The 12691-nt window shown below is 63.0% G+C and carries 9 protein-coding genes and 2 rRNA genes; 5 read left to right on the top strand and 6 right to left on the bottom strand.

Annotated elements, in window-relative coordinates; all coding sequences use genetic code 11:
* Nucleotides 1-72: 72 nt before the first annotated feature.
* Nucleotides 73-555 (bottom strand): Lrp/AsnC family transcriptional regulator, encoded by a 483-nt coding sequence (locus C1704_RS08540; protein ID WP_104302295.1) that lies wholly within the window; start codon nt 553-555, stop codon nt 73-75.
* A gap of 142 nt (nt 556-697) precedes the next feature.
* Here C1704_RS08540 and hppD point away from each other — a divergent pair, with 142 nt between their 5' ends.
* Both hppD and phhA read left to right on the top strand, forming a co-directional pair.
* On the top strand, nt 698-1804 hold the full coding sequence (hppD, locus tag C1704_RS08535) for a 4-hydroxyphenylpyruvate dioxygenase (RefSeq protein WP_104302294.1): 1107 nt from the start codon (nt 698-700) through the stop codon (nt 1802-1804).
* Nucleotides 1805-1822: 18 nt separating this feature from the next.
* Nucleotides 1823-2713, top strand: a complete 891-nt coding sequence (gene phhA, locus C1704_RS08530) for a phenylalanine 4-monooxygenase (RefSeq protein WP_104302293.1) — start codon at nt 1823-1825, stop codon at nt 2711-2713.
* On the opposite strand, the gene C1704_RS08525 is transcribed toward phhA, so the two are convergent.
* Genes C1704_RS08525 through C1704_RS08515 form a run of 3 tightly spaced genes read right to left on the bottom strand, consistent with a single transcriptional unit; the run spans nt 2653 to nt 5744 of the window.
* Nucleotides 2653-3606, bottom strand: a complete 954-nt coding sequence (locus C1704_RS08525; protein WP_104302292.1) for an esterase/lipase family protein — start codon at nt 3604-3606, stop codon at nt 2653-2655. The genes phhA and C1704_RS08525 overlap by 61 nt on opposite strands.
* Nucleotides 3607-3611: 5 nt before the next feature.
* Complete coding sequence (locus C1704_RS08520) at nt 3612-5225, bottom strand: GMC family oxidoreductase (protein ID WP_104302291.1); 1614 nt, start codon at nt 5223-5225, stop codon at nt 3612-3614.
* Nucleotides 5226-5237: 12 nt separating this feature from the next.
* Entirely contained in the window at nt 5238-5744 is a 507-nt protein-coding gene (locus C1704_RS08515; protein ID WP_146076054.1) for a hypothetical protein, read from the bottom strand.
* A gap of 85 nt (nt 5745-5829) precedes the next feature.
* Here C1704_RS08515 and C1704_RS08510 point away from each other — a divergent pair, with 85 nt between their 5' ends.
* The 3 genes from C1704_RS08510 to C1704_RS08500 are packed head-to-tail and all read left to right on the top strand — an operon-like array spanning nt 5830 to nt 9260.
* On the top strand, nt 5830-6570 hold the full coding sequence (locus C1704_RS08510) for a DUF8198 family protein (RefSeq protein WP_211286902.1): 741 nt from the start codon (nt 5830-5832) through the stop codon (nt 6568-6570).
* A 49-nt stretch (nt 6571-6619) separates the two neighbouring features.
* Entirely contained in the window at nt 6620-8323 is a 1704-nt protein-coding gene (locus C1704_RS08505) for a long-chain-fatty-acid--CoA ligase (RefSeq protein WP_104302289.1), read from the top strand.
* 19 nt (nt 8324-8342) lie between these two features.
* Complete coding sequence (locus C1704_RS08500; protein WP_104302288.1) at nt 8343-9260, top strand: MBL fold metallo-hydrolase; 918 nt, start codon at nt 8343-8345, stop codon at nt 9258-9260.
* Nucleotides 9261-9395: 135 nt separating this feature from the next.
* Here the strand turns inward: C1704_RS08500 and rrf are convergent.
* Nucleotides 9396-9508, bottom strand: a 5S ribosomal RNA gene (rrf, locus tag C1704_RS08495).
* Between the two features lie 181 nt (nt 9509-9689).
* A 23S ribosomal RNA gene (locus C1704_RS08490) occupies nt 9690-12568 on the bottom strand.
* Nucleotides 12569-12691 lie beyond the last annotated feature (123 nt).

Genomic DNA, 12691 nt, shown 5'->3' with positions numbered 1-12691 from the left:
CAAAATTGCCGCTTGATTTTGGAGACTTGGGGCACCGCTTCTGTCGCCAACGCGACAGGGATCGCCTAGGGATTACACCGGCACCGCCGTGGTGTTCTTGACGCGATCGAGCACGAAGCTCGTCTTGCAGTCCTCGACGCTGGGATGCTTGAGCAGGGTGTCCATGATGAAGCGCGAGTAGTGGGCCATGTCCTCCACCACCACGCGCAGCAGGTAGTCCATCTCGCCCGTGAGAGCCACGCACTCCACCACCTCGGGCCAGCTCTGGACCGCAGCGCGGAACAGGTCCATGGGATTGCGCTTGTGGGTCTCGGTGTGTTTTTCCAGGCGCACGTTGATGTAGGCCGTCAGGCCCAGCCCCACCCGCTCGGGCGGCACGATGGCCACGTAGCCTGCGATGGCCCCGGCCTCCTCCAGGCGCTTGACGCGGCGCAGCGTGGCCGACGGCGACAGGCTCACCTGTCCGGCCAGTTCGTCGTAGGTGATGCGGCCATTGGCCTGCAACGCGCGAAGGATGCGCCGGTCGATCGCATCCAGGCTCAGTTCTGCGTCCATGATCCAATTTTCGCACCATTCATGCACGAATGACCCGAATACGCCGCAAGATTGCAAAAAAACTGCGCCCCGCGCCGCCTACAGTCTTGATTCAGCTCAACCACGCAGGCGTCCCGCGCCTGCCGACGCTTTGGAGACAGGCATGGCATTCACCCCCTGGGACAACCCGATGGGCACCGACGGCTTCGAGTTCATCGAGTACGCCGCCCCCGATCCCGCCGCGATGGGCGAACTCTTCGAGCGCATGGGCTTCAAGGCCATCGCCCGCCACCGCCACAAGCAGGTCACGCTCTACCGCCAGGGCGAGATCAACTTCATCATCAATGGCGAGCCCGACTCCTTTGCCCAGCGCTTCGCCCGCCTGCACGGCCCGAGCGTGTGCGCCATCGCCTTCCGAGTGCAGGACGCCAAGGCCGCCTACGAGCGCGCCATCAGCCTGGGCGCCTGGGGCTATGCCAACCAGGCCGGACCGGGCGAGCTGAACATCCCGGCCATCAAAGGCATCGGCGATTCGCTGATCTACCTGGTCGACAAGTGGCGTGGCAAGAACGGCGCCAAGGACGGCGACATCGGCAACATCGGCTTCTACGATGTCGATTTCGAGCCCCTGCCCGGCGCCGAACTGAACCCGGTGGGCCATGGCCTGACCTACATCGACCACCTCACCCACAACGTCCACCGCGGGCGCATGGCCGAGTGGGCCGAGTTCTATGAACGCCTGTTCAACTTCCGCGAGGTGCGCTACTTCGACATCGAGGGCCAGGCCACCGGCGTGAAGAGCAAGGCCATGACCAGCCCCTGCGGCAAGATCCGCATCCCCATCAACGAGGAAGGCAACGAGAAGGCCGGCCAGATCCAGGAGTACCTCGACCGCTACCGCGGCGAGGGCATCCAGCACATCGCCCTGGGTTCGACCAATCTCTACGACACGGTCGATGCCCTGCAGATGGCGGGCGTGAAGCTGCTCACCACCAGCGCCACCTATTACGAACTGCTGCCCAAGCGCATCCCCGACCATGGCGAAGACCTCGAAGGGCTGAAAGCCCGCAACATCCTCGTCGATGGCGCTCAAGGCGAACTGCTGCTGCAGATCTTCAGCGAGAACCAGCTCGGCCCCATCTTCTTCGAATTCATTCAGCGCAAAGGCAACCAGGGCTTCGGCGAAGGCAACTTCAAGGCCCTCTTCGAAACCATGGAGCTCGACCAGATGCGCCGTGGCGTGCTCAAGACCGACACCACCACCGCCTGAGCCAGCGAGGACCGCGCCATGCCCGACACCGCCATCGACTTCCACAGCGGCATCAACCAGGGCGTGGCGCCCGTCACCTACGGCGAGGGCGAGCGTCCGCCGCGCGGTGACTACGCCCGCGCCCGCGCCGACTACACCTGCGAGCAGGACTGGGCCGCCTACACCCCGGCCCAGCACGACCTCTACCGCCGCCTCTACGAACGCCAGGCCGCGCAGCTGCCGGGCCTGGCCTGCCAGGAGTTCATCGAGGCCGTCGCCCACCTGGGTGCGCCCGACCGCATCCCGCGCTTCGACGAGCTCAGCGAGCGCCTGATGCGAGCCACCGGCTGGCAGGTGGTGGCCGTGCCCGGCCTCATCCCCGAAGAGGCCTTCTTCAAGCTGCTGTCCGAGCGCCGCTTCCCCGTCACTGAATGGATCCGGGAGCCCGAGGAGTTCGATTACGTCGTCGAGCCGGACGTCTTCCATGACCTCTTCGGCCACGTGCCCCTGCTCTTCAACCCCGTCTTCGCCGACTACATGCAGGCCTACGGCGCCGGCGGTCTGAAAGCCAGCCGCCTGGACGCGTGCGAACTGCTGGCACGCCTGTACTGGTACACGGTGGAGTTCGGCCTCATCGCCACGCCCGAAGGCTTGCGTGCCTACGGAGCCGGCATCCTGTCGTCGGCCGGCGAGCTGCGCCACAGCGTCACCTCGCCCGAGCCCAAGCGCGTGGGCTTCGAACTCGAACGCATCATGCGCACGCGCTACAAGATCGACAGCTACCAGACCACTTACTTCGTGATCGACAGCTTCGACCAGCTCTTCGAGGCCACCGCGCCCGACTTCACGCCGATCTACGCGCGCGTGCGTCAGCTTCCCACGCTGGAAGCCGGCGAGTTGCTGCCCGGCGAGGCCATCCGCGCGGTCTGAGGCTCTGCATCCAGCCAGCGCATCGCCTCGTCCCAGACGGCAGGATGGAAGGCCATGTGCACATGTGCCGTGCCCTCGATGTGGCGGTTGTCCGCCCCCGGCAGCGTCGCCGTCGAGGCCGGAAAGACGATGTTGTCGCAGTGCCCGTAGAAACAGGTGAAGCGCGCGTAGCGTGACGGCGGCTCCTCGCGAGCCAGGGCCTCCACCCACTCGCTGCGCAGGCGCATCTGCCGGGTGTTGGGCATCAGGCCGAAACGGCCCAGCCAGGTGCCATGGTGGGGCGTGCCGATCGTGATCACGCGATGCACCCGTGCGTCAGCCTGGAAGCGTCGCAGCCAGGCCCGCGCCGCCAGCCCGCCCATGCTGTGGCACACCAGCACCGGGGGCCGTCCGGTGCGCTGCTCCAGCGTGCGCACCGCGGCATCGATGGTGTCGGCGTAGGCCTCGATGGAGCCGAACACGGGTTCCAGGTTGACCGCCACGAAGGGTCGGCCCTGCGCCTGCAGCCGGCGCAACCAGGGCGTCCAGAGCCCTCGGTTGCAGACGAAGCCATGGACGAAGACGATGCCACGCTGCCCCGGCCGGCCCGGCACGTCCGGCACGGCGTCCCACCGAAAGGGCTGGCGCCAGCAGAACACCCCCGGCGCGGTCGTCACCTCCCCCCACCAGGCGCGCAGCAACTGGCCGGCCGACGCCCTGGGCGCCGGGTCGTCCCGGTGCACCCAGGCCACCAGCACGAACTCCAGTGCCATGAAGGCCGCGTAGACACCCAGCACCAGCAGGGCCCCCACCGGCATCCAGGCCGGATGCCCCTGGTGCCATGCCACCACCGCCCAGCCCAGCGCCCAGGCCGCCAGGCCCAGCGTCATCGCCTGCTGCAGCCGCGCCAGCATGCCGCTCAGGCCAGCACCGGCGTGCGGCCGGTCAGGCGGTGCGCCAGTCCCGTGGCCAGTCGGTTGGCGAAGCCGTACACCGAGAGCTGCGGATTGGCGCCGATGCTGGTGGGGAAGATCGACCCGTCGATCACGCTGAGGTTCTCCAGCTGCCAGTGCTGCCCATCCGGCCGCACCACCCCCAGGGTGTCGCGGCCCGCCATGGCGCAACCGCCCATCACGTGCGCACTCACCACGCGCGTCAGCAGCGGCTTCATCGGCAGCGTCGCCAGGGCCTCGCGTGCCTCCTTCCAGGTCGTGTAGGGCCGTGCCATCTCGTGCACCGGCACCACCTGGCGCGCGCCCGCGGCAAACTGGATCTCGGCCATGGTCAGCAAGGCGCGACGGGCTCCGTCCATCACGAAGTCATTGAGGGGGTAATCGAGCACTGGTGACCCATCGCCGCGCAGGCTCACCCGCCCGCCGGGCGACTGCTCGTGAAAGCCATCCCGCAGCAGGGCCAGCAACGCCTGCGCGTGGGCAAACTGCTCCAGCAGCTCCGCCTGCGAGGGGCCGAATCCCGACAGCGTGGTCGCGAACACCACCGGGTGCAGCGGCGGCGCTTCGAGCTTGTAGCCCATGGGGCCGTCAATCGGCTGACTGTCGAGGTAGTGGTCGGTGTAGATCGTCTGCGGCGCGCCCTGCCAGCCTTCCACGCGCTGCTCGAACTGCGCCGCCGAGATCACCACCGGGTGCAGAAAGGTGCGCCGGCCCAGCAGCCCGTGAGGATCAGGCGCCTGCGATCGCAGCAGCAAGGCCGGTGAATTGATCGCACCACCCGCCACCACATAGTGCTTGGCCACGATGCGCGTGGGAGACCCTGGGGCCACATCGCCACTGGCCTGCACCGGCACGCACACGAGCGCCGACACCTGGCCCTTCGCGTGCTCGACGCGCTGCGCACGCGTCTCCACCAGCAGGCGTGCGCCCCGCTCGAGCGCGGCCGGGATCGTGGTCACCAGCATCGACTGCTTGGCGTTCGTGGGGCAGCCCATGCCGCACGAGCCCAGGTTCCAGCAGCCCTTGACATTGCGCAGGATCGCCGGTGCCGCAATGCCCAGCTTGGCGGCGCCGCGGCGCAGCAGGTCGTTGTTCTCGTTCGGGGGCACCAACCAAGCGCCGATGTGCAGGCGGCGCTCGACCTGGGCAAACCAGGGGCTCATGGCCTGCGGGTCCGCCTCGGGCAAGGCGAAATGCTGCTGCCAGTAGGTCAATGTCACATCCGGCGTGCGAAAGGAACTCGTCCAGTTGACCGTGGTGGATCCGCCGACGCAGCGCCCTTGCAGGATGTTGATGGCCTTGTCAGCCGTCTTGCGCGCCGCACTCTCCTGGTAGAGCTGCGGGTAGGCCTCACTCTCGCGCTGGCGGAAGTCGCGGCTGCTGCGCAGGGGCCCCTCCTCGACGATCACCACGTCCAGCCCGGCCTGGGTCAACAGTTCGGCCGTGATGCCGGCCCCCGCACCGCTGCCGACAATCACGACATCGCAGTCGATGCGTCCGGGCAGGGGTCCGTGCGCCCCCCCCGACACACGCCAGCCTCGCGCAAGGCCTTCGACAATGGGGTCAGGCAATCGGCTCATCGTCTCGCGTCCTCACAGGTCCACCGGGCCGGGGTAGCCGATCCCGGCCCAGGCCTGCGGCTCCGAAAAGTAGGTCCCGTTGGTCAGGTCGCGCAAGGCATGGTAAGCCTGCTGCCGCAGGCTCAGGGACGACAGGCGCATGTCCTGGAGGGCGTCGCGGACCTCCTCGACCGTGGCCTGCGGCCAGTCCGTCGAGAGTCCCACCAGCAGGCGACGCCCCGGCGGCGCGACGAGGAGGCCCAGCAACTGGGACAACTCGTCGCGTGTCGCCGCGGGCAAGCCCGCGATGAAGGTGTCCAGACGATCGATCTGGGCCGCCACGGCACTCGCCCGGGCCGACGCGTCTGCGGGCAGGCTGCGGTCCAGGATGGCTTCGCTCAGACGCGTCAGGGCCGATCGCACCGCTGGCGCGATGCGTCCCGCCTGGAGCCCCGGCCGCAGCCAGACGACCGCGCCCCCGACCACGGCCATCACGAGGGCGGCACCCAGTCCGAGCTGGAGAAAGCGTCTGCGTTGCATGGCGAAGGAGTGTTGCACCATTGGCGCGGCGCCGGCTAGGGAAGGCCCACTATTCCACCCCCCGGCAAACCCCGAGAATGCGCGGATGCGATACGAAGCCGAGGACATCCTGCGTGAACTGCGCGAGGTGTCATTCCAGCGCAACCTGCGCAGCCGTGACCCATCCTTGGGTCAGCGTGTCGATGCCCTCAAGCGCTACCAGCAGGCCCGTTTTCGGAACACCTACGCGGACCTCCTCGCCAGCCCGCGTCACGGCCCGGCGGCCCGCTTCTTTCTCAATGAGCTCTATGGGCCGGGTGACTTCAGCCTGCGCGATGCGCAGTTCGCCCGCATCGTTCCCACCCTGGTGCGCCTGTTTCCCCAAGGCATCGTCGAAACCGTGGTGCAACTCGCCCGCGTGCATGCGCTGTCAGAGCGTCTGGACACGCGCATGGCCCAAGCCCTGGACACCGACAGAATCGACCCTCCGACCTACGTCCGGGCCTGGCAATCCTGCGGCGAACCCGACCAGCGCCGCCTGCAGCTGGAGTTGACACTGGCGGTTGGCCGCTCGCTCGACGGCTACGCGCGAAAACCCATGCTGCGCGCCAGCCTGCACATGATGCGTGGCCCGGCCAAGGCCGCGGGCCTGGGCGACCTTCAGCACTTCCTTGAATCCGGTTTTGACACCTTCCAGGCGATGCGAGGCGCTCAGGAGTTCCTCGCGTGCATCGCAACACGCGAGGACACGCTGATGACCCGGCTGTTTGCCCCGGATGCTGTCGCCAAGGCGACAGAACCGGATCGATCGAACGATCGTGCGTTAGTGCAATTACCGTTGGCATGACGGGTCGGCCCGGCGAAGAATGGGGGCAGTCCCCTGACCTGGAGTCACCGTGTCTGCCGTTTCCGTTGCGCTCGAGACCAAACCCTGGCTGAACAACTATCCACCCGGCGTGCCCGCGGAGGTGGACGTCGACGTCTACTCATCGCTGCCGGACCTGCTCGAAGAGGCCTTCCGCAAGCACGCCTCACGCCGCGCTGCGATGTGCATGGACGTGGCCATCACCTACCGCGACATCGATGAGATGTCCGCCGCTTTGGGCGCATGGCTGCAAGCCAAGGGGCTCCAGCGCGGAGACCGCGTCGCCCTGATGATGCCCAACATCCCTCAGTACACCGTGGCCATCGCGGCGGTGCTGCGCGCGGGCTTTGCGGTGGTGAACGTCAACCCGCTCTACACCCCCCGCGAGCTCGAGCACCAGCTCAAGGATTCGGGCGCCAAGGCCATCGTCATCCTCGAGAATTTTGCGACCACCCTGCAAGAGGTCATCGACCGCACACAGGTGCAACATGTGGTGCTGGCGTCGATGGGCGACATGCTGGGCTTCTGGAAGGGCTTGCTCATCAATTTCGTCGTGCGCCATGTGCGCAAGATGGTGCCGGAGTTCAAGCTGCCGATCGACGGCGGCCGCACCGTCACGCGCTTCAACATGGCTCTCGCCGAGGGCCACCGCATGAGCCTGCAGCGCCCGGCCATGACGCCCGACGACGTGGCCTTCCTGCAGTACACCGGAGGCACCACCGGCGTGTCCAAGGGCGCCACCCTCTCGCACCGCAACGTCATCGCCAACATCCTGCAGACCGAAGCCTGGTTCAAGCCCATGCTCGACAGGCTCGGCGACAAGCCCCTGACGGTGGTCTGCGCCCTGCCGCTGTATCACATCTTCGCGCTGACCATCTGCTACATGATGGGCGCCCGGCTGGGTTCGATGAACCTGCTCATTCCCAACCCGCGCGACATTCCAGGCTTCATCAAGACCCTTCAGAAGCACCGCGTCAACATGTTCCCCGCGGTCAACACCCTGTTCAACGCACTGGCCAACGATCCCGAGTTCGCACGCCTCGACTTCTCCGAGCTGGTGGTCAGCAACGGCGGCGGCATGGCGGTGCAGCAGGCCACGGCCGAGAAGTGGCTCCAGATCACCGGCTGTCCGGTCGTCGAAGGCTACGGTCTGTCCGAAACATCACCGGTGGCCACCAGCAACCGCCTGGACCTCAAGGAGTTCACCGGCACCATCGGCCTGCCCATCCCCTCCACCGACATCGCCATCCGCGACGACGACGGGCGCGACCTGCCCTTCGGTCAGGCAGGCGAGATCTGCATCCGAGGGCCTCAGGTCATGGTCGGTTACTGGAACCGGCCTGACGAGACCGCCAAGGTCATGACCTCCGATGGCTTCTTCCGCTCTGGCGACGTGGGCGTGATGGACGAGCGCGGGTACGTCAAGATCGTCGATCGCAAGAAGGACATGATCCTGGTGTCCGGATTCAACGTTTATCCCAATGAAATCGAGCAGGTCGTCAACCTGCATCCGGGCGTGCTGGAATGCGCCGCCGTGGGCGTACCCGATGCCAAGTCGGGTGAAGCGGTGAAGCTCTTTGTCGTCAAGAAAGATCCGACCCTCGCTGAGGAGGATCTGGTCGACTACTGCAAGGAGAACTTCACCGCCTACAAGCGGCCAAAATACATCGAGTTCCGCGACGACCTTCCCAAGACCAACGTCGGCAAGATCCTGCGTCGCGAGTTGCGCGGCTGACCCTGGCCGCGGGGGCTGTATGTCAGGTTGGCCCAAGGACATCCATGTCCTGGAGCGCGGCTGGTTGTCGTCGAACAGCATCTTGTTGTTCGACGACTTTCAGCGCACGGCCACGCTGGTCGACACCGGCTACGTCAGCCACGCTGAGCAGACCGTGGCCCTGGTTGATCAGGCACTGGGTGGGCGACGCCTGATCCGCATCATCAACACCCACCTCCATTCCGATCACTGTGGCGGGAACGCGGCCCTGGCAGGGCGTTTCGGTGCGCCCATTCATGTACCGGTGGCCGAGCTGGAAGCAGCAAAGGCCTGGGACGAGGATCGGCTCAGCTTCAAGTCCACAGGGCAGCGCTGCGCCCGGTTCCATCCCGCAGGGTCCTTGTCACCAGGGGAAAGGGTCTCAGTGGGCGGCCGCCGCTGGGATGTCCTGGCGGCCCCGGGCCACGATCCCCACGCCCTGTTGCTGTTTGACGCCCGGGATGGCGTGTTGATTGCCGCAGACGCCCTGTGGGAGAACGGCTTTGGTGTGGTGTTCCCCGAACTCGCCGGGGAGCCTGGCTTTGAGGAGGTGCGCGCCACCCTGAGCTTGATTCGAAGCCTGAATGCTCGCTGGGTCATTCCAGGGCACGGATCCGTGTTTTCGGACGTAGGCGGGGCCCTCGACCGCGCTGAGGCCCGGCTCGACAGCTTCGAACAGGACCCCGTGCGCCACGCGTGGTATGCGGCCAAGGTGCTGGTGAAATTCCATCTGCTGGAGGTTCGCCATCTGCCATTGGCGACTCTTTTCCAGTGGCTTGATCAGACACCGTATTTCAGCCTGGTGCACCAGCGGTATTTCTCCCATCAGCCATGGCCGACATGGAGGGCGGACGTGCTGGAGACGCTGCTGAAGTCGGGGGCACTGACGCGTGACGCAGACCTCATTGTCGACGCCTAAAAACGAACCCCCACCGCCTTGTCGGGGGTGGGGGTTTGGGGGTTAATAGCCTGACGATGTCCTACTTTCACACGGGAATCCGCATAAAAACGAACCCCCACCGCCTTGTCGGGGGTGGGGGTTTGGGGGTTAATAGCCTGACGATGTCCTACTTTCACACGGGAATCCGCACTATCATCGGCGCAGAGGCGTTTCACTGTCCTGTTCGGGATGGGAAGGAGTGGGACCACCTCGCTATGGTCATCAGGCATAACTTGTTGCCGGGCTGAGTCTTGTTGGGGGCTCAGTCTGGCCAATTCGCAGAGTCGGGACCTGTTGTTGTTGAACAGGTCATCAGCAGATTTGATTGCGTCGCCCTCGGTGGTGTTTCACCGGGCACAACAGAATTTGACTCATGTCCTTGGGCTCACGCTGGAACATCAAGGTTATAGGGTCAAGCCGCACGGGCAATTAGTACTGGTTAGCTTAACGCATTACTGCGCTTCCACACCCAGCCTATCAACGTCCTGGTCTCGAACGACCCTTCAGGGGGCTCAAGGCCCCGGCAAGACTCATCTTGAGACGAGTTTCCCGCTTAGATGCTTTCAGCGGTTATCTCTTCCGCACTTAGCTACTCGGCAATGCCACTGGCGTGACAACCGATACACCAGAGGTGCGTCCACTCCGGTCCTCTCGTACTAGGAGCAGGCTCTCTCAATCTTGCAGCGCCCACGGAAGATAGGGACCAAACTGTCTCACGACGTTTTAAACCCAGCTCACGTACCTCTTTAAATGGCGAACAGCCATACCCTTGGGACCGGCTACAGCCCCAGGATGAGATGAGCCGACATCGAGGTGCCAAACACCGCCGTCGATATGAACTCTTGGGCGGTATCAGCCTGTTATCCCCAGAGTACCTTTTATCCGTTGAGCGATGGCCCTTCCATACAGAACCACCGGATCACTTAGTCCTAGTTTCCTACCTGCTCGACTTGTCAGTCTCGCAGTCAAGCACGCTTTTGCCTATGCACTATCAGCACGATTTCCGACCGTACCTAGCGTACCTTCGAACTCCTCCGTTACGCTTTGGGAGGAGACCGCCCCAGTCAAACTGCCCACCATGCACTGTCCCCAACCCCGATTCAGGGGCCTAGGTTAGAACCTCAAACACACCAGGGTGGTATTTCAACGTCGGCTCCACGGCACCTAGCGGCACCGCTTCAAAGCCTCCCACCTATCCTACACAGATCTGTTCAAAGTCCAATACAAAGCTACAGTAAAGGTTCATGGGGTCTTTCCGTCTTTCCGCGGGGAGATTGCATCATCACAAACATTTCAACTTCGCTGAGTCTCTGGAGGAGACAGTGTGGCCATCGTTACGCCATTCGTGCAGGTCGGAACTTACCCGACAAGGAATTTCGCTACCTTAGGACCGTTATAGTTACGGCCGCCGTTTACTGGGACTTCGATCAAGAGCTTGCACCCCATCAATTAATCTTCCAGCACCGGGCAGGCGTCACACCCTATACGTCGACTTTCGTCTTTGCAGAGTGCTGTGTTTTTATTAAACAGTCGCAGCCACCGATTCTCTGCGACCCCGTTGGGCTCCCCTTGTACAGGTTCACCTACTGAGGGCACACCTTCTTCCGAAGTTACGGTGTCAATTTGCCGAGTTCCTTCTCCAGAGTTCTCTCAAGCGCCTGAGAATACTCATCACGCGCACCAGTGTCGGTTTGCGGTACGGTCGTGTGTAGCTGAAGCTTAGTGGCTTTTCCTGGAAGCAGGGTATCACTCACTTCGTCTGCAAGCAGACTCGTTATCACCCCTCATCTAAGACCCCCGGATTTGCCTAAGGGCCACGACTACAGGCTTGAACCGGGACATCCAACACCCGGCTGAGCTAACCTTCTCCGTCCCCACATCGCACTACACATCGGTACAGGAATATTGACCTGTTTCCCATCAGCTACGCATCTCTGCCTCGCCTTAGGGGCCGACTCACCCTACGCCGATGAACGTTGCGTAGGAAACCTTGCGCTTACGGCGAGGGGGCTTTTCACCCCCTTTAACGCTACTCATGTCAGCATTCGCACTTCTGATACCTCCAGCAGCCCTCACGAGCCACCTTCACAGGCTTACAGAACGCTCTCCTACCACGTACGCTTGCGCGCACATCCGCAGCTTCGGTAACTGGCTTAGCCCCGTTACATCTTCCGCGCAGGACGACTCGATCAGTGAGCTATTACGCTTTCTTTAAATGATGGCTGCTTCTAAGCCAACATCCTGACTGTTTTAGCCTTCCCACTTCGTTTCCCACTTAGCCAATTTTGGGGACCTTAGCTGGCGGTCTGGGTTGTTTCCCTCTTGTGTCCGGACGTTAGCACCCGGTGCACTGTCTCCCAAGCTCTACTCATCGGTATTCGGAGTTTGCATAGGTTTGGTAAGTCGCCATGACCCCCTAGCCTAAACAGTGCTCTACCCCCGACGGTAATACTTGAGGCACTACCTAAATAGTTTTCGGAGAGAACCAGCTATTTCCAAGTTTGTTTAGCCTTTCACCCCTATCCACAGCTCATCCGCTAGTTTTGCAACACTAGTCGGTTCGGACCTCCAGTAAGTGTTACCTCACCTTCATCCTGGCCATGGATAGATCACTTGGTTTCGGGTCTACACCCAGCGACTGAACGCCCTGTTCGGACTCGATTTCTCTGCGCCTTCCCTATTCGGTTAAGCTCGCCACTGAATGTAAGTCGCTGACCCATTATACAAAAGGTACGCCGTCACCCCTTGCGAGGCTCCGACTTTTTGTATGCATGCGGTTTCAGGATCTATTTCACTCCCCTCCCGGGGTTCTTTTCGCCTTTCCCTCACGGTACTGGTTCACTATCGGTCGATTACGAGTATTTAGCCTTGGAGGATGGTCCCCCCATCTTCAGACAGGATTTCACGTGTCCCGCCCTACTTGTCGCACGCCTAGTTCCACCACCCACTTTTCTCATACGGGGCTATCACCCACTATGGCCGGCCTTTCCAGACCGTTCTGATAAGTCGATGGCTAAAACGTGCAGGCTGTTCCGATTTCGCTCGCCACTACTTTCGGAATCTCGGTTGATGTCTTTTCCTCGAGCTACTTAGATGTTTCAGTTCACTCGGTTCGCCTCGTTAGCCTATGTATTCAGCTAACGATACCCTTGCGGGTGGGTTTCCCCATTCGGAAATCTCCGGATCAAAGCTCATTTGCCAGCTCCCCGAAGCTTATCGCAGGCTATCACGTCCTTCATCGCCTGTAATCGCCAAGGCATCCACCACATGCACTTAGTCACTTGACCCTATAACTTTGACGTCCACTTCCGTGGCCGCCGTCAAGGACTGATTGATCTTGCGATCAATGTTCATGAGTATTTCGCGTTGTGCCGTCCTTCAAGCTTTGAATTGCTTCAAGCTGAAGTCTG

It is taken from the genome of Caldimonas caldifontis (genome assembly GCF_002930615.1).
GTDB classification, from domain to species: Bacteria; Pseudomonadota; Gammaproteobacteria; order Burkholderiales; family Burkholderiaceae_C; genus Caldimonas; species Caldimonas caldifontis.
This window is presented reverse-complemented; position numbering and strand designations above follow the sequence as displayed.

What these genes read in the sequence shown, in the direction of transcription:
- C1704_RS08500 (WP_104302288.1), top strand. Translation starts at nt 8,343, where the DNA reads ATGTCAGGTTGGCCCAAGGACATCCATGTCCTGGAGCGCGGCTGGTTG.
- C1704_RS08540 (WP_104302295.1), bottom strand. Translation starts at nt 555, where the DNA reads ATGGACGCAGAACTGAGCCTGGATGCGATCGACCGGCGCATCCTTCGC.
- phhA (WP_104302293.1), top strand. Translation starts at nt 1,823, where the DNA reads ATGCCCGACACCGCCATCGACTTCCACAGCGGCATCAACCAGGGCGTG.
- C1704_RS08510 (WP_211286902.1), top strand. Translation starts at nt 5,830, where the DNA reads ATGCGATACGAAGCCGAGGACATCCTGCGTGAACTGCGCGAGGTGTCA.
- hppD (WP_104302294.1), top strand. Translation starts at nt 698, where the DNA reads ATGGCATTCACCCCCTGGGACAACCCGATGGGCACCGACGGCTTCGAG.
- C1704_RS08515 (WP_146076054.1), bottom strand. Translation starts at nt 5,744, where the DNA reads ATGCAACGCAGACGCTTTCTCCAGCTCGGACTGGGTGCCGCCCTCGTG.
- C1704_RS08525 (WP_104302292.1), bottom strand. Translation starts at nt 3,606, where the DNA reads ATGCTGGCGCGGCTGCAGCAGGCGATGACGCTGGGCCTGGCGGCCTGG.
- C1704_RS08520 (WP_104302291.1), bottom strand. Translation starts at nt 5,225, where the DNA reads ATGAGCCGATTGCCTGACCCCATTGTCGAAGGCCTTGCGCGAGGCTGG.